This window comes from Thalassospira sp. SN3W, from assembly GCF_038070535.1.
Lineage (GTDB): Bacteria > Pseudomonadota > Alphaproteobacteria > Rhodospirillales > Thalassospiraceae > Thalassospira > Thalassospira xiamenensis.
In genome coordinates this window covers 3,791,607-3,811,903 of the sequence record NZ_CP121124.1, presented here as the reverse complement: position 1 = coordinate 3,811,903, position 20,297 = coordinate 3,791,607, and the positions used below count along the sequence as shown (strand labels likewise).

17 protein-coding genes are annotated in these 20,297 nt (G+C 55.2%); 5 read left to right on the top strand and 12 right to left on the bottom strand.

The genetic code is table 11. The features are described from left to right. Positions 1-34: 34 nt before the first annotated feature. Together recJ and P8T57_RS17470 are read right to left on the bottom strand one after the other, a co-directional pair. Positions 35-1,837, bottom strand: coding sequence for a single-stranded-DNA-specific exonuclease RecJ (gene recJ, locus P8T57_RS17475; protein ID WP_341363836.1), 1,803 nt, complete (start codon positions 1,835-1,837; stop codon positions 35-37). Positions 1,838-1,884: 47 nt separating this feature from the next. Beyond that, positions 1,885-2,421 carry a peroxiredoxin gene (locus P8T57_RS17470; protein WP_341363835.1) on the bottom strand — a complete coding sequence of 179 codons (537 nt, stop codon included), beginning with the start codon at positions 2,419-2,421 and terminating at the stop codon, positions 1,885-1,887. A 204-nt stretch (positions 2,422-2,625) separates the two neighbouring features. Between P8T57_RS17470 and P8T57_RS17465 the strand changes: the two genes are divergently transcribed. Then, positions 2,626-2,943: a hypothetical protein gene (locus tag P8T57_RS17465; protein ID WP_007091614.1), complete on the top strand. Its 318-nt coding sequence runs from the start codon at positions 2,626-2,628 to the stop codon at positions 2,941-2,943. Here P8T57_RS17465 and P8T57_RS17460 read toward each other — a convergent pair. The 5 genes from P8T57_RS17460 to P8T57_RS17440 form a co-directional block, all read right to left on the bottom strand. Continuing rightward, a complete protein-coding gene (locus tag P8T57_RS17460) occupies positions 2,940-4,232 on the bottom strand; it encodes an Hsp70 family protein (protein ID WP_341363834.1) in 1,293 nt (430 codons plus the stop codon). The genes P8T57_RS17465 and P8T57_RS17460 overlap by 4 nt on opposite strands. A gap of 133 nt (positions 4,233-4,365) precedes the next feature. Beyond that, positions 4,366-5,325, bottom strand: a complete 960-nt coding sequence (gene glpX / locus P8T57_RS17455; RefSeq protein WP_007091616.1) for a class II fructose-bisphosphatase — start codon at positions 5,323-5,325, stop codon at positions 4,366-4,368. Between the two features lie 137 nt (positions 5,326-5,462). Beyond that, on the bottom strand, positions 5,463-6,767 hold the full coding sequence (locus tag P8T57_RS17450) for a homoserine dehydrogenase (protein WP_341363833.1): 1,305 nt from the start codon (positions 6,765-6,767) through the stop codon (positions 5,463-5,465). A 124-nt stretch (positions 6,768-6,891) separates the two neighbouring features. After that, on the bottom strand, positions 6,892-8,133 hold the full coding sequence (locus P8T57_RS17445) for an LL-diaminopimelate aminotransferase (RefSeq protein ID WP_007091618.1): 1,242 nt from the start codon (positions 8,131-8,133) through the stop codon (positions 6,892-6,894). A gap of 137 nt (positions 8,134-8,270) precedes the next feature. Further along, positions 8,271-9,599, bottom strand: a complete 1,329-nt coding sequence (locus P8T57_RS17440) for an OmpA family protein (RefSeq protein ID WP_341363832.1) — start codon at positions 9,597-9,599, stop codon at positions 8,271-8,273. Positions 9,600-9,864: 265 nt separating this feature from the next. Between P8T57_RS17440 and phaC the strand changes: the two genes are divergently transcribed. Together phaC and P8T57_RS17430 are read left to right on the top strand one after the other, a co-directional pair. Then, on the top strand, positions 9,865-11,667 hold the full coding sequence (phaC, locus tag P8T57_RS17435; protein WP_341363831.1) for a class I poly(R)-hydroxyalkanoic acid synthase: 1,803 nt from the start codon (positions 9,865-9,867) through the stop codon (positions 11,665-11,667). 73 nt (positions 11,668-11,740) lie between these two features. Further along, entirely contained in the window at positions 11,741-12,616 is an 876-nt protein-coding gene (locus P8T57_RS17430) for an NAD(P)-dependent oxidoreductase (RefSeq protein ID WP_341363830.1), read from the top strand. Between the two features lie 2 nt (positions 12,617-12,618). Here the strand turns inward: P8T57_RS17430 and P8T57_RS17425 are convergent, their stop codons facing one another. From P8T57_RS17425 to P8T57_RS17415, 3 genes are all read right to left on the bottom strand, one after another. Further along, a complete protein-coding gene (locus P8T57_RS17425; RefSeq protein WP_341363829.1) occupies positions 12,619-13,917 on the bottom strand; it encodes a cytochrome c peroxidase in 1,299 nt (432 codons plus the stop codon). 136 nt (positions 13,918-14,053) lie between these two features. Next, positions 14,054-14,953: a DMT family transporter gene (locus P8T57_RS17420; protein ID WP_071241385.1), complete on the bottom strand. Its 900-nt coding sequence runs from the start codon at positions 14,951-14,953 to the stop codon at positions 14,054-14,056. Between the two features lie 130 nt (positions 14,954-15,083). After that, positions 15,084-15,617 (bottom strand): gamma carbonic anhydrase family protein, encoded by a 534-nt coding sequence (locus P8T57_RS17415; protein WP_007091625.1) that lies wholly within the window; start codon positions 15,615-15,617, stop codon positions 15,084-15,086. A 202-nt stretch (positions 15,618-15,819) separates the two neighbouring features. On the opposite strand from P8T57_RS17415, the gene P8T57_RS17410 reads away from it, so the two are divergent. Continuing rightward, entirely contained in the window at positions 15,820-16,614 is a 795-nt protein-coding gene (locus P8T57_RS17410) for a transporter substrate-binding domain-containing protein (RefSeq protein ID WP_341363828.1), read from the top strand. A gap of 14 nt (positions 16,615-16,628) precedes the next feature. Here P8T57_RS17410 and P8T57_RS17405 read toward each other — a convergent pair whose 3' ends face one another. Then, entirely contained in the window at positions 16,629-17,504 is an 876-nt protein-coding gene (locus P8T57_RS17405) for a DMT family transporter (RefSeq protein ID WP_341363827.1), read from the bottom strand. Positions 17,505-17,613: 109 nt separating this feature from the next. On the opposite strand from P8T57_RS17405, the gene P8T57_RS17400 reads away from it, so the two are divergent. Then, on the top strand, positions 17,614-19,020 hold the full coding sequence (locus tag P8T57_RS17400) for a PLP-dependent aminotransferase family protein (protein WP_341363826.1): 1,407 nt from the start codon (positions 17,614-17,616) through the stop codon (positions 19,018-19,020). A 63-nt stretch (positions 19,021-19,083) separates the two neighbouring features. On the opposite strand, the gene argC is transcribed toward P8T57_RS17400, so the two are convergent. Then, entirely contained in the window at positions 19,084-20,130 is a 1,047-nt protein-coding gene (gene argC, locus P8T57_RS17395; RefSeq protein ID WP_341363825.1) for an N-acetyl-gamma-glutamyl-phosphate reductase, read from the bottom strand. Positions 20,131-20,297 lie beyond the last annotated feature (167 nt).

Below are 20,297 nucleotides of genomic sequence, written 5' to 3'. Positions count from 1 at the left end.
TTAACGGCCCGGTACAAGGACCTGAAAATGTACCTTAGCCGAGAACCGGTAGGGCAATGTCGTCAATAATCAATTGCACACCATCACGCCCCTGCCAGCTGTCGCGCCGCAAATGGCCAAGGATATGCAAGGGCCGCCCGCCATGCTTCAGCAGAGTCTGGCCCATGTCATTGTCAAGGCAGCGAAATGCAATGGCCTTAAGGCGCCCCTTGCCATTGCTGCCCGATAATATGCAACGCACGTGATCAGCGCCCACTACGTCAGCCTTGACTACCCGGCATTCCGGGAAAACAAAGCGCGGCTCGGCATTGCCGGCACCAAACGGGCCAAGCTTTTCGAGGGCCTCGATCAGATCAAGCGTCGCCCCCATCGCATGCAGGCCACCATCAACCGTCATGGTCGGGCGAATATCATTTTCAGCGATGATTTTGGCAAACCGGGTTTCAAGAAATTCTTCGAATGCCGGGCGTTTTTCCGGATCAAGGGTGAAACCAGCCGCCATCCCATGCCCGCCGCCATTGATCAAAAGCCCCGCCTGCCGTGCAGCAATGATCGCGGCCCCAAGGTCAATCCCGCGCACCGAACGCGCTGATCCTTTGTAAACGCCATCAACCATGCCCATCACAAGGGCCGGCACGTGGTAACGATCCTTCAAACGGCTGGCGACAATACCGATCACACCAGGGTGCCAGTCTTCGCCGCCGACCAGCACCATTGCACCAACCTTTGATTGACTTTCAACCGCGCTGATCGCCTGATCAAGCACAATATCCTCGATCGCCTTGCGTTCACGGTTATATTCATCAAGCTTGCGCGCGATATCCAGCGCCTGGGCGGGATCATCGCCCGAAAGCAACGTCGTCCCAAGGAACGACTCCCCTACCCGCCCACCGGCATTCACCCGCGGCCCCAGCATGAATCCAAGATGATAGGCACTGGGCGTTTCATTTACCCCGGCAATATCGGCCAGCGCCGCCATGCCGACATTGTGGCGATGGCGCATGATCTTGATGCCTTGCGTCACGAATGCCCGATTAAGCCCGCGCAGTGGCACCACATCGCAAACCGTGCCAAGTGCCACAAGGTCAAGCCAGTTGCGCAAATCGGGCGCACGAATGCCTGCCTGTTCCAGCCAGCCACGCGAACGCAATTCGCGCAGGATCGCAACAGCCAGCAAAAAGGCAACACCCGCGGCGCACAAATGCCCAAGGCCGCTTTCATCATCAAGACGGTTCGGGTTGACCACCGCAACGGCGGGTGGCAATTCTGGCTCGGCCGCGTGGTGATCAACAACGATGATCTCGATCCCGGCTTCCTTGGCATCGGTCAGCGGCGCATAGGCCGTCACCCCGCAATCGACCGTCAGGATCAGATTGGCACCACGACGTTGCAAATCCAGCAAGGCCGGGCTGTTGGGGCCATAACCTTCCTTCTGGCGGTCCGGGATATGTACCACCACATCGCGCCCAAGGGCTGCGAAAAGGCGCTTTAACAGCGCGGTACTGGTCGCGCCATCAACGTCATAATCGCCAAAAACCGCGATATTTTCGCCCTTGATCACCGCATCGGCAATACGGGCGGCTGCCTTGTCCATATCCTTCAAGGTCGAAGGATCGGGCATCAGGTCGCGCAGGGTCGGGTTCAGGAAACTTTCGGCATCATCCAGCCCGATATCGCGGGCAGCCATTACCCGCCCGACAACCTCGGGAACGCCAAAACGCTGGGCAATGGTGGTTGCCAGCCGATCATCCAGATTGCGTTCCCGCCACCATTTACCGGTAACGGATCGCTCTATCCCCAAAAATGTCTTTTCTTGCGCATGGTCTGTCATGCCCATTGAAATAGCCTAATCCGGGGCGCGCTTAAACCGGATATTTTAATCCATCAGCCCTTTGGATTATCGTGGCACCACACCAGAACATTTTCGGCATCTTGCGCCGGGGCATCAACCGGATAGAAAACCTTGGCAATCCTGCCATCATCAATGATCATGGTCAGACGCTTGAACAGCCGCATGTCATCAACGATGAAGTCCGGCATCGCCATGGATTCCTTGAACCGGTGATCGGCATCGGACAAAAGCGCAAATGGCAGATGCAGCCGTTCGGCGGCTTCCTTCTGATATTCGGTGGTCTGGCTGGAAAGCCCGAAAAGATGATCGACACCGACAGCCGACAGCTCCTTGGCGTGATCGCGGAAGGAACAGGATTGCGGCGTGCAGCCCTTTGCACCGGGGACTTCATCCCACCCATCGGGGGCTGGCTTGTCTGGTTCGGCTGTGCGCGGATACGCATAGACAACCGTGCGCCCGGTCAGGGTCGCAAGATCAACCGCCTGACCATCGGTTGCCGCCAACGCAAGGGACGGCAGCATCTGGCCCGTCAACCGTGCAACAACATGTGCGTCACTTTCACTGCTCATCAATCATCCTCCCTGAAAAAGCTCATCGGGCCTTATACAGCAACGAATGCCCGCCCCTTGATAACCTGAAGATGAGTGTGATCGATCTTTCACAAAAAGAAGTGACGATTTCGCATCGTGAAAAACATGCGCCTGCCTGCAACCTCTTGCTCACACGTCAAAGCTGTGCAGACTGCCGGGATAAACAAAAAACGGATACGCGCAATGAACCATAGAAAAGGTCTTCGGATCGGCCTTACCGTCCTTTCCATTCTGGGTGCCCTGATGGCCGCCCCGCTGGTGATGTTCTCACCGATGATATTCGATGCACCAGGCTCGGACGAAAACAACCTGACCTGGTTTCTGTTTTTTGCCGTTCTGGCGTTTCCGGTGCTGTGCCTGATGGGCGGCATCCTGCCGTGGATTCTAAAGAACCACCCGAAATCGCTGTGGCTTTACGGGCTTGGCGTGATCGGGTTTGTCCTGATAACGGTGGCCGTGATCCTGCTTGAAACCCAGTGTCAGGGCAGTTTTAGTTGCTAAACGATCCCCTCATCCGCTGCAATTAGCGCAAGACCATGCGCAACCGACAGGAATGGCTGACCAATTTCGACCCGTTCCTGGCCAAAGCCGTCTTCAAAAATTTTGCGCACCGCCGGGACATAGGACGTCCCACCCGTCATGAAAACGCGCGAAACCTCGTGGGCCTGAATACCCGCCTGCTCAAGACACAGCTTGGCGGCCTTTTCGATATCGGCGATATCAGGCGCAATCGCAGTTTCGAAATCGGCACGTGTCAGGCGTTCCTCGATCTCGACCCCGGCATGGTTGAATTGCAGGATCGTGCTTTGCTCGCTTGAAAGCTCCGCCTTGGCTTTTGACACCGCCTGATACAGATGGAAACCCAGTTCTTCTTCGATGATTGTTACCAGATCTTCGATATCGTCGGGCTGTTCGGCGGTCCGGATCAGGCTTCTGATTTCGTTGATCACCTTGGGCTGGCGCATCATCGACAGGTAATGCCAGCGCGAAAACGCGGTGTAATACTGGCGCGGCACCGGAAGTGCGGCCCCCATCGTGCGATATTCGCTGCCAAAACCAAGACGCGGCCAGATCGCTTTCTGGATGATGCGGTAATCAAAGCTGTCGCCCGCAATGCCAAGACCGGTGTGCGAAAGCGCCTGAACCCCGCGAATCCCCATGCCCGGTGTAAAGCGGATCACCGAAAAGTCGCTGGTACCGCCGCCAAAGTCGGCGACCAGAACGGTTTCGGGTTTATCAAGCTGACGACCGTAATAATAGCTTGCCGCCAAGGGCTCGAACACCATGGCCTCGACCTCGAACCCGGCCTGCTCATAGGCCGCACGCAGGCGCATTTCGGCATAATCGTTATCGGGATTTGTTCCGGCAAACGCGACCGGACGCCCGGAAATCACCCGATAGCCAAGGCCGCCAAGGCTGTATTGCGCGTGATGATGTATCTGGGTCAGGAACGTCGCGATCAGATCTTCGATCGTATAGACATTGCCGAAAATCTCGGTGCCCTCGAAATCCTTGGACGCCAGATAGGATTTGATCGACTGAATCAGTCGGCAATCCTGACTTTCCTTCAGATATTCGGCCATAGCAAACGGCCCGGAACAGCTTTGCAAACTGATCGGCGCACCGGGTGTGGTCAGCTTCTGTTCTTCCCAGAAATACAGGATGGTCCGATAGGTATCAAAACTGTTCTGCCCGACCTCGAACGTTGCCGATTGCACATTGCCGTTGCTGTCGGCCACGGCAAGCACCGAATTGGTCGTACCAAAATCAAGGGCGATAATCTCGGACATATGGCGGCTCCGGCAAAGGCGTTTCATTTTCAAGGGGCGGAGGATGTAACCCGGACAGCGTACCCCCGCAAGCGATAAACGAAAAAAGGGAGCGCAAAGGCACTCCCTTGTTTTCGCGATCCGCTTTGGCGAATTACTTGTACCAGATTTTCCGGCTGAAATCGTGAACCGCGCGCACATAGCGCACAGTGCCCGACTGCGACCGCATCACGATGCTTTCGGTTTCCGCACCATTGGCGAAACGGCGCACACCGCGCAGCATTGCACCATCGGTCACACCGGTTGCGGCAAACATGACATTGCCCTTGGCAAGTTCAGTCAGTTTGTATTTACGGGTAAGGTCTTCGATGCCCCATTTTTTGGCGCGCGCAATTTCGTCATCATTGCGAAAAACAAGACGCCCCTGGAACTGGCCACCAATGCAACGAAGGGCGGCCGCCGCAAGAACACCTTCGGGCGCGCCACCGGTTCCCATATAAAGATCGATACCCGACGTTTTCTGCGAGGTCGCGATAACACCGGCAACGTCACCATCACCGATCAGCATGATACGCGCACCGGCTTCGCGGGTTTTGGCGATGATTTCCTGATGGCGCGGGCGATCAAGGATGCAAACCACCAGATCGGAAACATCGCAGCCCTTTGCCGAGGCAAGGCTTTTCAGGTTTTCGGCCGGGCTGGCATCAAGGTCGACAACATCATCTGGCAGACCACCACCAACGGCGATTTTGTCCATATAGGTGTCCGGTGCGTTCAGGAACCCGCCCTTTTCCGCCATGGCAACAACGGCCAACGAGTTCGGGCCACCAGTCGCGCAGATGGTCGTGCCTTCAAGCGGATCAAGTGCGATATCGATTTCCGGGCCTTCGCCCGAACCTACTTCTTCGCCAATAAACAGCATCGGTGCTTCGTCGCGTTCACCTTCGCCGATCACGACGGTACCGCGAATATCCATGCTGTTAAGGGCATTGCGCATTGCGTCCACGGCGGCCTGGTCAGCGGCCTTTTCATCACCGCGCCCCATAAGCCCGGAACAGGCAAGTGCTGCGGCTTCGGTAACACGAACGGTTTCAAGCGCGAGATTTCGATCCATAACTTCATCCTCGTCATTAACGCGGGGTCTGGGAGCCCCGTCTTTCTGTTTCCCGGCGTGTCCCGTTTGGCTCGGGACTTATAATTACGCCTCGCGGTATTATACCTGCGAGGCGCATATGTCTTTTTTTTGTTTTGTTACGAAGTAAATCCTTCGATCCGCATCAGGACCGGCGGCTGCGAATTGCTTTCGAACGCCGAAATGTCGGAAAGCGCCCCGGACATCGCCGCTTCACTGGTTTCGTGGGTCACGAACACCACCGGAACAACCCCACCCTCGGTCTCGGCCCGGCCATGCTGGATCATGGACGCCATCGACACACCATGCTTGGCAAGGGTCGCGGTGACCTCGGCCATGACACCCGGGCGATCCCAGACCATCAGACGCAGGTAATAAGGCCCGACATGCTTTTCGAGAGAGGCCCGCACATTCTTTTTCAAACGATCCGCTGGAACACCAAAGACCGGCGCATTGCGCCCGGCCGCAATATCAACAAGGTCGGCCACCACAGCCGATGCGGTCGGACGTTCGCCCGCCCCACGCCCCTGCAGGACGACCGGCCCGACATAATCGCCTTCAAGCACGACCGCGTTAAACACACCTTCAACTTTTGAAATCTGGGTGCTGCGGTCAACAAGAACCGGTGAAACACGCTGCTCGATGCCCTCAGACGTCTGTTTGGCAATCGCCAGCAACTTGATGCGATAACCAAGCTCTTCAGCCAGTTGGATATCAAGGGCGGAAACGCTACGAATGCCTTCAACCGCAATCGCGTCAAAGTCGACCTCGACGCCAAAGGCAAGGCTGGTCAGGATTGCAAGCTTGTGCGCGGCATCAATGCCATCAACGTCAAAGGTCGGGTCGGCTTCGGCATAGCCAAGTTTTTGCGCCTCGGCCAGAACATCGGCAAAGTCACGCCCCTGTTCGCGCATGGTGGTCAGGATATAGTTGCACGTCCCGTTCAGAATCCCGGTCACGCGAGAAATGACATTCCCCGCCAATCCTTCGCGCAGCGCCTTGATCACCGGAATACCGCCAGCAACCGCGGCCTCATAGGCGATCGTCACGTTATTTGCATCGGCAATGCGTGCCAGTTCCACCCCATGCAATGCAATCAGCGCCTTGTTGGCCGTCACGACATGCTTGCCGTTTTCAAGGGCGGCCTTGCAGACGTCATAGGCAATGCCGTCCGAACCGCCAATGGTTTCAACAACCACATCGACATTCTTGTCAGTTGCAAGGTCACGGGCGTCTTCGTACCAGGTAATGCCTTCGGTCGAAAATCCACGGTCCCGAGTTCGATCGCGCGCCGATACTGCTGTGACAATCATCGGAGAACCGGAACGGTCCGTCAGATTACCCCTGTGTTCGCTCAGCAGTTTAACGGTTCCGGCACCGACCGTACCAAGGCCTGCCACACCGATTTTTACGACGTTTTGCACGATAACTCCTCATGCCGTGGTTGGATTTGCGCATGCGCGACGGAGTCTTTTACAACATCTGATACGCACACAAAACTTCGCCCGGGACATGTCCCGGGCGAAACATAGAATGCTTTATCGAATATCAGACGGATTTCTTCAACAGTTCACGTGCAGATTCTGCATCGGGATATTTCTGGAAGAATGCCTTGATATTACGATTGGCCTGCCGGATGCGATGTTTGTTTTCAACAAGCGCGATACGCACATGGCGATCACCATATTCGCCAAAGCCAAGTCCCGGTGCCACCGCAACGCCCGCTTCCTGCAAAAGAAGCTTCGAGAAATCAAGCGATCCGAGTTCTTCAAACGCCTTGGGAATCGGAGCCCAGGCAAACATGGTCGCCGCCGGGACCGGAATATGCCATCCGGCACTTTGCATACCTTCGATAAAGATATCGCGACGGTCACGATACAGGTTACGGAATTCTTCGACACAATCCTGCGGGCCGTTCAATGCTGCCGTTGCCGCCACCTGAATCGGGGTAAATGCACCGTAATCAAGATATGATTTGATCCGCGTCAGTGCATTGATCAGCTTTTTGTTGCCGGTGGCAAAACCGATGCGCCATCCCGCCATCGAATAGGTTTTCGACAGGGAATAGAATTCAACGGCAATGTCTTTCGCCCCTTCGACCTGAAGGATTGAGGGCGGCGGATTGCCATCAAAATAGATTTCCGAATAGGCGATATCCGACAGGATATAGATTTCCTGCGCCCGGCAGAAATCGACAACTTCCTTATAGAAATCAAGGTCAACCACCAGCGATGTCGGGTTGGCCGGGAAGTTCAGGACCACCGCACTCGGTTTCGGGACCGAATGTTTCACCGCGCGGTGTAGTTGCTCCATAAAGCTTTCGGCGTTGAATTCGCCCTGTTCGTCATGACCAATCGGAATGTGGCGTAATGCCGCACCGGCAATGATGAAACCGAACGCATGGATCGGATAGGACGGATTGGGCACCAGAATGATGTCACCGGGGCTGGTGATAGCTGCGGCGAGGTTCGCAAGCCCTTCCTTGGAGCCCAGCGTCACAACGGTTTCGGTTTCAGGATCAATATCCACCCCGAACCGGCGCCCGTAATAAGCCGCCAGCGCCTTGCGCAGACCGGGGATACCGCGCGACATGGAATAACCATGCGTGCGCGGATTCTTGATCGTTTCAACCAGCTTGTCGACAATATGTTGCGGGGTGGCCGGGTCCGGGTTGCCCATGCCGAAGTCGATAATGTCCTCTCCCGCTCGCCGCGCCGCCGCTTTCATCGCATTTACTTCAGCAAATACGTATGGCGGGAGGCGTTTTATGCGATGGAATTCCTGGGACATTATCCTACATCCTCGTCATTTCGCCGATTTTCGAATTTTCTGCGAAAACCGGGTCGTCGAATTGAAAAAAATTGCGCGCCACACGACAAAATGCGGGTGGCGCGCCGTACAATTCGAAGGATGTACCTTTTTTAGGATCAATAATCCATAAAGATTTCAACACGGCGGTTTCCGGCTTCACCGGCAGGAACGCCTTCATAATAGCGCGGGTCAGCCGATCCGTCGGCCCCGACAAAGATCGCATCAGGGTTAACACCGAGAGACACAAGCTGCGACACCACCGCCGAAGCGCGCTGTTCCGAAACCTGACGGTTGATCGCCAGATGTTCTTCAAGGCTCATATTCGCGGTACGCATCGACGCATGGCCGATAATACGAAGGATACCGCCGGTCTGACGCCACGCCTGGGCAACCTGGCTCAGGACATTGTTATCCGTGCCCGACAGATTCGACGAACCATGGCCAAACTGGATTTGTGCAACCTGCACACCATTTACACTTGGTCCCAGCGTATCAACGGAACGCACACCAAGACGCGATGCCAGAACCTCGTTCGCGGTTTCGGCATAGGGCATGGCAGAATCGGACAGATAGGCATTGTCACCGCTACCAAGCTGGCTTTCATCGACAATTACCGCCCCGTTATCGGAATAGGCAGAATAGTCAAATGATTGTGCCGGCGGTTCATTGGCAAACACGCCCTGACCTTCTGCAAGACGCCGATTGTACTGGTCCATCACCGGGTCACCGGTTGATGATCCTGACGATCCGGGCGCGACTTGTGAAGACTCGGCTCTTTCCTGTTCAGATTTCAGAACATCGGGCTTCTCGGGCGCAGGTTGCGGTGTTGGAACGGGTCCAGACGCCGGTGCCTTGGCACTCCATTCATCGGCAATCCTAGAACCGGACTGCGCCGAAGTCACAGCACTGCCCGTTGCGGCGCTAGCGGTTGCAGTTGCCTTGGTTTCAGCTGCTTTTTGCGGCTCCGCCATGGCGCTACTGCTAACCGATGTGGTTGGTGCCGGCGCAATCGTCGGCATATCAACACTTTCGGCACTTTGCTGCGGCTGCGGCTGAAGCGCGTTGACCGGCGGCGTGCTTTGACGACGGCCCGACTGGGAATATTGCGCATTGGCGCGGTCTGCTGCCAAACCGGCGACAAGCGCATCACGTTCGGCATCACCGGTCACAACCGGCTTGGCCGGCGTATCGGCCAGACGCGGATAATCTTCGTCTTCACCCGGAATCGGCTGATCCGACTTGGCAGCAGTTTCCTCGTCGCCGTCAAAAGCATCACCAATCGATTTTCCCCATTCGACCGGATTGATTGCATCAGGGACCGAAGAACAGGCGCCCAGCATCAGCACAACAGCAAGCGCCGATCCCGCATGCAGCAAGGGCCGCAATTTAACTTTCGCGGACCCGTGCCCCGACCACCGCCATGTCGTCGATTTCAGAACGCCCATTTGATTTCGCTGCTCCAAACTATGTTATGTGTGACGTTGCCGTTGAAGATTGCGACAAATCCGTCACCTTATAATTCTTGTATTACCCCTCATCAGCGAGCTAGGCTAAGGCCATGATAAGCTTGGGATCAAGCAGAGTTTCAACCCAGCACGCAGTTTGAGAGCATTGGATCATAAAACGGGAAAATGATTGCGATATCGCAAAGATCGGATTTCCCGTTTTATGTTCCGATGCACCGGCGGCCGTATCATAAGGGAATGCGCCATGAACGATCAACAGGCCAAAGAAACCGAAATTCATCTTCCTGATCCCGAAGAGCTGTCATCAGCGATGGCAGAAATAGCAGAGAGAAGTCAAAGACTTGTGTCCGACTTCCTTGCAAAACAGGCAGAAGACCCGGAAATTTCCGACCCGGACCCGCTTAATATCGGATCGGCATTTGTCGAACTGACCACCCATATGATGCAAAATCCGACCAAACTGGTCGAAGCACAAATGGACCTGTGGCAGCAATATTATATGCTCTGGCACAATACAACGATGCGTATGCTGGGGCAGGAATCGGAACCTGTCGCCTTCCCGCAAAAGGGGGATCGTCGATTCCGCGACGAGGCGTGGGAAAACAACGAACTTTTTGATTTCATCAAACAATCCTATCTGCTGTCCTCGCAATGGATGCAGAATGTTGTCCATGATGTTGACGGGCTGGATGAAAAAACCGCCCAAAAGGTCGAATTTTATACCCGGCAGTTTGCGGACGCGATTTCGCCGACCAATTTCATGATGACCAATCCGGAAGTCCTGCGCGCCACCATCGAAAGTGGCGGTGAAAACCTTCTTAAGGGACTTAGCAACCTTCTGGACGATCTGGAACGCGGCAAGGGCAAGCTTCAGATCAAAATGACCGATCTGGACGCTTTCAAGATCGGCGAGAATGTCGCAACCACCGAAGGATCGGTAATCGGTCGCACGCAGCTGATGGAACTGCTGCAATACAAACCGGCAACCGACAAGGTCGCGAAACGGCCGCTTATGATCGTGCCGCCATGGATCAACAAATATTACATCCTTGATCTGCGCCCGGAAAATTCATTCATCAAATGGGCTGTTGATCAGGGCCACACGGTTTTTGTCCTGTCGTGGGTCAACCCGGACAGCAAACTTGCCGAAGAAAGCTTTGAAGATTACGGGCGTGACGGTGTGCTTGCGGCACTCGACATGATCGAAAAGGCAACCGGCGAAAAGGAAGTCAACGCAATCGGCTACTGCCTTGGTGGAACGCTTCTGGCGGCCATGCTGGCCTACATGGCCAAGATTGGCGATGAACGCATCAAATCGGCGACGTTCTTTACCACCCTGACCGACTTTGAAAAACCCGGCGAACTTTCGGTTTTTGTCGATGACGAACAGATCGAAAGCCTTGAAAACCGCATGTCGAAGGAAGGCTATCTTGACGGCCGAGATATGGCGATGTCGTTCAACATGCTGCGCGCCAATGACCTGATCTGGTCATTTGTGGTCAACAACTACATGCTGGGCAAGGATCCCTTCCCGTTCGATCTTTTGTACTGGAATTCCGATTCGACCCGGATGCCCAAGGCAATGCATAGCTTCTATCTGCGCAACATGTATAACAAGAACCTGCTGCGTGAACCGGGTGGCATTACGATTCTGGGCGAAAAGATCGACCTTCGCGACATCAAAATCCCGGTCTATTTCCTCTCCACCCGCGAAGACCATATTGCACCGTGGCAGGCAACATATGCCGGAACCCAATTGATGTCAGGCCAGGTGAAATTCGTGCTATCGGCATCGGGTCATATTGCCGGTGTGGTGAACCCGCCCGCAGCCAACAAATATTGCCATTGGACTTATAATCGCAATCCCCCCAATCCCGATGACTGGCTCGCCAAGGCGGTCCAGCATGAAGGATCATGGTGGACCGATTGGCAAAACTGGATCAGCCGTCGTTCCGGCGGGCAAGTCGACGCCCGCAAACCGGGCGATGGCAAGCTTAAAGTGCTTGGCCCGGCACCGGGTGAATATGTCAAAGTGCAGCTTTCCTGATCATCTCTTGATAACTGGAATTTCCGGCCCGCCCGAGGTGGCGGGCCGTTTCTTTGGTCCGAAGGAAAATATCATGCCCCAGAAAATCGGTTTCCTAGGCGCAGGCCGCATGGCGTCTGCAATGATTTCGCGCCTGCTTGAACAAGGCTATCCGGTCAAGGTCTGGAACCGTAGTGCTGCCAAAATCGAACCGTTGGTTGCCAAGGGGGCCATTGCCTGCGCGACACCAGCCGAGGCGGCAAGTGATGTTGACGCGGTCCTTTCCTTCATGGCCGATGACATCGCTGCCGAAACCGTCTGGCTGGGCGAAAATGGGGCGCTTGGTGCAATGACGCCGGGGGCGCTTGCCATCGAGTGTTCCACCCTTTCGCACGGGTTCGTTCTGGAACTGTCCGGCAAGATCATGACGGCAGGCTGCCTTTATGTCGATGCACCGGTCACCGCGGTACCGTCACAGGTTGCCGCGGGCGAAACCATGTTTTTAATCGGTGCGGATGACGCCGTCCTGAAACAGGCACGCCCGATCATGGAAGCCGTTGCCAACCGTATCGTGCATTTCGGGCCTATTGGATCGGGGACAATCTACAAGCTGATGAACAACCTTTTGGGGGCGGTCCACATTGCCGCTGCCGCCGAACTGGTTGCGGTGGCACAAAAGGCCGGACTGGATGGCAATCTGGTTGCCGACGCATTTGCCAATGGTGCCGTTGCCAGCCGGGCCGGTGTCATGACGATCCTGGGCATGATCAGCGGCAATCACAATGAAGGCATCCATTTCACAACCGCGTTGCGCGCCAAAGATGCCGGTTATGCCATGTGGCTTGCCGATGAACTTGGCCTTGACCTGCCGGTTGGCAGATCAGCCACCGAAATGTTTGACCGCGCCATCGAAGCCGGACTTGGCGATCTTGCACAAAGTGCCGTGCTGGAAACCATCCGCGGCCGGTAATCCTATTTCTTCTTGGCCTTGGCTGCGACTTCTTCCTGCTCGGCCAGAAGCGGCTCGTAACGGGCGTCGGTCAGTGTTTTAAGGAACGCGACCAGCGCATCTATGCGTTTGGTATCAAGGGCGTCCCCCTGCTCCAGCTCTTTAAGGGAAATGGTCTCGGGGACTTCGGCATCGCCCCACGGCTGTTTGGTTTCCGGATTCAACTGGGCCGATTTCGCGCGACTGTTATATTTGTTGTAAAACTTGATCACCGTGCGCAAATCGGAAAATACACCGTTATGCATATATGGTCCGGTGACGGCGACATTGCGCAGCGACGGCGTTTTGTACTTGCCCTTATGGGCCGGATCATCAATTGCCGGATTATCAAGCAATCCATTGTCGGTAAAATCCGGGTCCTTGGCATTTTCCAACCGCACGGCAACGTTTCTGGGGACGCCGATGTTATGATATTCGTAATTTGAGAATGTCTCGCCCTCTGCCGTCGGCGACGATTTAAGTTGATGGCAGACATTGCAGTTAGTGAATTGCTGCGAGAAGAAAAGCACACGCCCCAATTCTTCCTGCGGCGTCATTTTGTATTCCCCGCGCAGGAAACGATCATATTTTGAATCAAAAGGTGCGAACTGATCGGTGCGTTCGAACGCGGCAATCGCATCGGTCATTGCAGCATAAGCACGGTCCGTATCGCTCCAGACATCGTCACCAAACAATGACTTGAAGCTTTCGACGTAATCTTCATCTTCCTGAAGGCGCGCGACAACGGTTGCCTTGTCCGGCATGCCCATTTCAACCGGGTTAAGCGGCGGCCCACCGGCCTGCTCGGCCAAATCCTTCGCGCGCCCATCCCAGAACTGCCCGCCAACCGGCGTGCCGTCTTCTTTGAAATGGAAATCGGGTGCGAACTTCGCATATGCCGCCATCGGCGCATTGCGGTCGCCAAGCGATGCACCATCATCGCCAAGCGAATAGGCCCCATGGGCGATTTCGGAACGCGGATCACGGAACCCAGTCGTCGGTTCATGACAACTCGCACAGGCCTGCGTCCGGTTTTTTGACAGGTTGGTATCGAAATAAAGTGCTTCGCCCAGTGCCGCTTTATCTGCAAACGAAGACGTATTGCTTGCCAGTTCCGCCAGCAAGGCCGCGGACGAGTTCGGCGCACCAAGGCCATTTTGTGCCTTTGCACTGGTAATCCCGATACCACCGGCACCAATCATCAGCATCGTAGTTGCAAACGCACAACCAAGGTGAAGAAACCCGCGAAGGGGCATGCTGGAAACGCGCGACAAGACAGGCATGTTCGATATCCGGTATTCACTGGTGGCCGCATGATCGCGACCAATAATCACTTACAATACCTTAATTGCACCCTGCCTTGATAAAGGTCAATGGTTACCGTCCTTTAATTCGGGGCGATGAAACCCCCGATATTGATCAAATGGCAACTTTGGGCCGACGCCCCATCATCGGCAACAACTGCACCCCAATGATCGCGGCAAGGATAACACCGCATCCGGCATATTCGGCGGGTGCCAACCGCTCGCCCAGGAAAAACGCCCCGGCAATTGCGGCAAATACCGCCTCGGCACTCATGATGATCGCGGCATCTGCTGCTTCGGTATAATTCTGCGCCACCGCCTGCAGGGTAAAGGCAATTCCGGCCGACATGATCCCGGCATAAAGAATTTCAAATCCGGCATTCTGGATATCGGCAAAGCTGAAAGTCTCGAACATGCCGCCCATCGCCATGCCAAGCAGACCGGTAATAAAGAACTGAACGGCAGCGACCAGCGCAGGGGTATTGGTGCGCGTCACCATTATACCGATCATCACCACCTGAACGGCCCAGAACAGCGCACTTCCCATCACCCAGAAGTCACCTTTACCAAGTGCCGACAGGTTCCCGCCACTCAGAAGATATGTACCCAAAACGCACATTATTCCGCCCGGCCAAACCGACCAATGCGGCTTTGCCCGGAAAACAGCGAAAGCCAGTACCGGTACCAGAGGCACATAAAACGCCGTCAGAAACGCAGCATTGGTCACGGTCGTATCCATGATGCCGATCTGTTGCAGGATGCTGGCCAGATACATTGAAACGCCGGTAACGATCAGGCCAAGCGTGTTGACCCTCGAAAGCGTCCGTCCTTCGCGCTTCATTTTGCGCAATTCACGCAGTGCAAACGGCAGCACCACAAACGTCCCCAGAAGGAACCGCACACCGGTAAAATATTGCGGGCCAATATTGTCCATGCTGGTTTGCTGGACGACAAAAGTCGTGCCCCAAATAAGTGCAACAAAGACGATTACACCGTTCGCCTGCCAACGCGTCATTTCCCGGTTCCGTTTCCTGATCGCCGGGCGTGGTGGCGCGCGGCCTGTTCATATGGTTTTTCTGAATTACTTGCTATCGTAGCGTCCTGCCACAGGCAAGAAGATCCTCTGCGTTTGACAATCGCGATTGTTACTCAGATTTCAGATCATCCGGAATTGTCACACGATATTCCTGCGCAAGATCGGCATAACGATCCGCAGATACTTTGAAAAACTCGATTTCTTCCTGCGTCAGATCTCGCACCTTGCGTGCCGGGACACCTGCCCAAAGTTCCCCGGCCGGAATGCGTTTTCCGGGTGCCAAAAGCGCCCCCGCCCCCAGCATTGCGCCCTGCTCGATCACACACCCATCCATGACCGTGGCACTCATGCCGACGAAACTTCTGTCTTCAAGTGTGCAGGCATGGATGACGGCGGAATGGCCAATAGTAACATCGTCGCCGATATAGGTTCCAAACTTTCCCTTGGCGACATGCACCATGGTCAGGTCCTGAATATTGGTCCGCGATCCGATGCGAATTTCATGCACGTCACCACGAATGACGCAGCCAAACCAGATCCCGGTCTCCGCCCCGATTTCAACATCGCCAATGATGGTCGCATTCGGCGCGATAAAGGCCGTCTCGTCAATAGTCGGGCGTACCCCGCGATAGGACAGGATCATGGTCTAACGACCTTTCACTTCTGGGATCGGTTTTCACTGGCACTGCACTTGCCCGTTACCGGGAAAATAGCGGCATCTTGATTTGGCAGTTTAAATTCTAACATGTGGATATGGAAACCCCGTTCTCATTCAAATCGTGAAGATGCACGCAATTCAGTATTTTTCCCTCTTTGCAGGCTTCCGTCGCGCCAGCATCATGATAATGATGGCGGCAACGGCGTTTTGCGGCACAATCCTTACGAATGGCGATGCGTACGCGCAGTCCACCGGGCCAAGCTCAAGTGAATTGCGCGTGGCATTTTCGGTCTGGGAACCATTCGTGATCGACGATGAAACAGGACGACACGGGATCGACATGGCGATCCTGACAGAACTGGCCCATCGCATGGACAAGGCTCTGTCGCTACATCCCTGCCCGTGGCGGCGATGTCTTAAAATGCTTGAAGATGGCGATATCGACATTCTTTCAAGCTTTGCCTACACCGCCGAACGCGAAAAATTCGCGTTTTACATCAAACCACCCTATAGCCGCGTCAGCCCGGTTTTCTATGTCCGGCAAGGCAAAAATACGCACATCGCGCAATATGCCGATCTTAAAACGCTTGCAGTCGGATCGGTCGTTGATTCCCGCTATTTCGAACCATTCGATAGCGATAGATCGCTGAACAAATTCGAAGCCAGCAGCGAAATGCTGCTTCTGCGTATGCTTGAGGCAAATCGCGTCGATACCATTGTCGGGTCTGATGCCAATGTCGATTTTGAAATCCGGCGCAACAACCTTGATGATATCATCCGCAAGGCCGCATTTCGCCCGGACCATCACAACGACATCCACATTGCGGTATCGCGCAATTCCCCACTGATGAGCCAGACAGACCAGATATCGAAAATCATCACCGACCTGCGCGAAGAGGGTTTTATTGCCAGGGTACATGCACGTTACTGGCCTGCCAGTGACGATGCAGCGGATGCAGGCAAACCAATCCACAGCGAATGAATAAAGCAGCCGCCCTATCGGGAAAACCGCTTTGCCCCGGCAACACAGGCAACGACCCCGACGGTGACCGCCATCATGGTCACGCCAACAGGTTCCGCCAAGACGATCCCCGCCAAAAGCAGACCAAAGAACGGCTGCAACAATTGCAATTGCCCGACCCCGGCAATGCCACCAAGCGCCAGTCCCCGATACCAGAAGAAAAAACCGATCAGCATGCTGAACAGAGAAACATAACCAAGACCAAACCACGCAGGACCGCCAACTCCGGCAAAGCTACTTGGCAAGGTCGCAACGCAGAATGCCGCCATCGGCAAAAGCGATATCACCAACGCCCAGCAGATCACCTGCCATCCACCAAGACGGCGCGACAGTTTTGCACCTTCGGCATAGCCAAGCCCGCAAACGATGACCGCGCCAAGCATAAAAAGATCACCGCGTAACGCCCCGGCACTGCTTCCTGTGGCGGCAAATCCGGCGACCAAGCCGCTACCGAAAATAGAAAACAGCCAGAATACGGGTTGTAGCCTTTCACCACCGCGCAAGACGCCAAAAATCGCTGTCGCCAAAGGCAGCAAACCTATGAAGACAATTGATCGTGCTGACGTGATATGTTCAAGCGCAAGGGCCGTTAACAGCGGAAACCCGACAACCACCCCACCGGCAACCACCAGTAACGACATCCAGTCTGATTTCTGTGGACGGTTTGGCCGCGATATCAGAAGCAAAGTCGCGGCAAGCAGTCCGGCAATCGTTGCGCGCGCCACCGTAAGAAACAGCGGATCGAAATCCATGACAGCAATCCGGGTCGCAGGCAGCGATCCACTGAAAATCAGGATACCGATCAACCCGCTGATCCAGCCGCCACTTGATCTTTGAACTGCAATTGCCATCAAAACCTCCGTCATGTGCGAAGGTTTATCTATGGCTTGCCAGCATCGAACCGAACAGACACAATAAAATACAATTTGAGCAAACTGTACTGATTACAGGAGCAATACAGTGGCACCTGACGGGGCATCAAAACAACCCGATGACGGAACACTTGTCACCCGCGTCATGAATGTCATTCGTGACCGGATTGGCACGCGCAACCTGCTTGCGGGGGATCGTCTGCCATCCATCCGTGGCTTTGCCCGTCAAATGAAGGTGTCGAATTCGACGGTTGTCGAAGCCTATGATCGACTGGTGGCCGAAGGCGTTATTCAGGCCAGACGCGGATCGGGGTTTTATGTCGCCCCTCATACCGCCCCGCTTTCAATCGCCCGGATCGGACCGAAACTGGATCGGGCGATTGATCCGTTCTGGGTCTCACGACAGTCGCTTGATGCGCCCCCCGATATGCTAAAACCCGGTTGCGGCTGGCTTCCGGCGGACTGGATGCCCGAAACCGCAATCAGGCGCGCCTTGCGCAGCCTGTCGCGCGCCGATGACGCCACACTGGTCGATTACGGAACTCCGCTTGGCCTGGCATCCTTGCGTCATTTCCTGTCCCGTCGCATGGCGGGATACGGCATTGATGCCCATCCCGACCATCTGCTTCTGACAGAGTCAGGAACCCAGGCAATCGACATGCTGTGCCGTTTTTTGATCGCACCGGGCGATACGGTTTTGGTTGATGATCCGTGTTACTTCAATTTTCAGGCACTCTTGCGCGCCCATCGCGCCAATATCGTTGGCGTCCCCTTTACCGAAAATGGCCCGGATGTGGATGCCTTTGCCAGGATCGCCGCAACAACGAAACCGCGCCTTTACATTACCAATTCCGGCTTGCACAACCCGACCGGTGCGTCACTTTCGCCAATGGTTGCGCATCGGGTTTTGAATATCGCCGAACAGCACGACCTGATCATCATCGAAGATGATATCTTTGCCGATTTCGAAAACACCCCTGCCCCGCGGCTGGCCGCACTGGGCGGGCTTGACCGTGTTGTCCATATCGGAAGCTTTTCCAAAACGCTGTCGGCCTCGGTCCGGTGCGGTTATATCGCGGCAAGTCCCGACTGGATCGACGGTCTGACCGATCTTAAAATCGCAACCGGTTTTTCCAGTCCGAATTTATCCGCCGAACTGATTTTTGCGGTTCTCAAGGACGGCACCTATCGCAAATATATGGAAACCCTGCGCGATAGACTGGCACGCACGATGACCATCACAGAAACCCGGCTTCGCAACCTTGGCATCACACCGGCAATCAATCCCGATGCTGGTCTGTTTTTATGGTGCCGCTTGCCCGATCACATGGATGCGGCAACCCTGGCCCGAAACGCGCTTTCCGATGGTGTGGTTCTTGCCCCCGGAAATGTTTTCAGCATCTCGCAAACAGCTGGAAACCTGATGCGCTTTAACGTCGCCCAATGTCAGGATGAACGCATCTTCAAGGTGCTTGAACGCGCGCTTGAAAAATAGAAAGGGGCGCAATCCTTTTGGACAGCGCCCCATTTTTTTCTGTTTTGACGATCCGATACCGGATTACGGGAACAGCGGCTCGATCTCGAGCCCCATGGTTTCCGGCAGGCCCAGCATGACATTCATGTTCTGAACTGCTTGGCCAGATGCCCCTTTAACAAGGTTGTCTTCGACCGCCACAATGATCACCCGGCCCGGCACCCGATCCTTGACCACCCCGATCAGAACATAGTTCGATCCACGTACGTGACGTGTCTGCGGGGTTAAGCCAAACGGCAGGACCCGAACGAACGGCTCATCGGCATAACGTTTTTCAAGGGCGGCCTGAATGTCTTCGGTCGTCGTGCCATCGGTCATTTTGACATAGATACTTTCAAGGATGCCCCGGCTCATCGGCATCAGATGCGGGGAAAAATTCACCACGACATCCTGCCCTGCGGCCCAGGCAAGGCCCTGCTCGATTTCTGGCGCATGGCGGTGCCCGCCGGTGCCATAGGCATGAATGCCTTCGGTGACCTCGGCATACAGAATGCCTTCCTTGGGCGAACGGCCCGCACCGGTGACACCGGATTTCGCATCAATGATGATGTCATCGGCATGCACCAGCTTCTGTTCCAGAAGCGGTGTCAGCGAAAGCTGCACCGGGGTTGGATAACATCCCGGATTGGCCACTACACGCGCCTTTTTGATCTTTTCACGGTGCAGTTCAGTCAGGCCATAAACCACATCCTTCTGCAAATCCTGTGCGGCATGTTCCGCCCCGTACCATTCCTTGTAGGTCGCGGCATCGAACAAACGGAAATCCGCCGACAGATCGACAACTTTGACATGATCAGGCAAACCGGCAATCACTTCCTGCGTCGTGCCATGCGGCAGCGCACAGAAAATCACATCAACCATCGACCAGTCCGCATCCTCGATCCGGATCATGGTCGGCAATTTCAGATGGGCAAGATGCGGGAAAACCTCCCCGAACGGACGCCCGGCGCGTCGGTCTGCGGTCAGCAGTGTGATTTCAGAAGCGGCATGGTGCGCAAGAATACGAACCAATTCCGCCCCAGTATATCCGCTGGCACCGAGAATTCCGACTTTAACCTTAACGTCGCTCATTTCAAATCCTGCTCCTTTAGGCTCGCCCGGGCCTTTATGGTCACTGGGCGCGATTAACGGGCGGATGTTGGCAAACAAGCCCCGCAGATGCAAGCCTTTAGGCGGTATTTCCCCTGCATTGCGCGATCATGCCCCATGCAGGGATGACATGCATCACAGGGAAAAGT

Coding starts and splice junctions, on each gene's coding strand:
- recJ (WP_341363836.1), bottom strand. CDS start 1,837: ATGGGCATGACAGACCATGCGCAAGAAAAGACATTTTTGGGGATAGAG.
- P8T57_RS17470 (WP_341363835.1), bottom strand. CDS start 2,421: ATGAGCAGTGAAAGTGACGCACATGTTGTTGCACGGTTGACGGGCCAG.
- P8T57_RS17465 (WP_007091614.1), top strand. CDS start 2,626: ATGAACCATAGAAAAGGTCTTCGGATCGGCCTTACCGTCCTTTCCATT.
- P8T57_RS17460 (WP_341363834.1), bottom strand. CDS start 4,232: ATGTCCGAGATTATCGCCCTTGATTTTGGTACGACCAATTCGGTGCTT.
- glpX (WP_007091616.1), bottom strand. CDS start 5,325: ATGGATCGAAATCTCGCGCTTGAAACCGTTCGTGTTACCGAAGCCGCA.
- P8T57_RS17445 (WP_007091618.1), bottom strand. CDS start 8,133: ATGTCCCAGGAATTCCATCGCATAAAACGCCTCCCGCCATACGTATTT.
- P8T57_RS17440 (WP_341363832.1), bottom strand. CDS start 9,599: ATGGGCGTTCTGAAATCGACGACATGGCGGTGGTCGGGGCACGGGTCC.
- phaC (WP_341363831.1), top strand. CDS start 9,865: ATGAACGATCAACAGGCCAAAGAAACCGAAATTCATCTTCCTGATCCC.
- P8T57_RS17430 (WP_341363830.1), top strand. CDS start 11,741: ATGCCCCAGAAAATCGGTTTCCTAGGCGCAGGCCGCATGGCGTCTGCA.
- P8T57_RS17425 (WP_341363829.1), bottom strand. CDS start 13,917: ATGCCTGTCTTGTCGCGCGTTTCCAGCATGCCCCTTCGCGGGTTTCTT.
- P8T57_RS17420 (WP_071241385.1), bottom strand. CDS start 14,953: ATGACGCGTTGGCAGGCGAACGGTGTAATCGTCTTTGTTGCACTTATT.
- P8T57_RS17415 (WP_007091625.1), bottom strand. CDS start 15,617: ATGATCCTGTCCTATCGCGGGGTACGCCCGACTATTGACGAGACGGCC.
- P8T57_RS17410 (WP_341363828.1), top strand. CDS start 15,820: ATGATGGCGGCAACGGCGTTTTGCGGCACAATCCTTACGAATGGCGAT.
- P8T57_RS17405 (WP_341363827.1), bottom strand. CDS start 17,504: ATGGCAATTGCAGTTCAAAGATCAAGTGGCGGCTGGATCAGCGGGTTG.
- argC (WP_341363825.1), bottom strand. CDS start 20,130: ATGAGCGACGTTAAGGTTAAAGTCGGAATTCTCGGTGCCAGCGGATAT.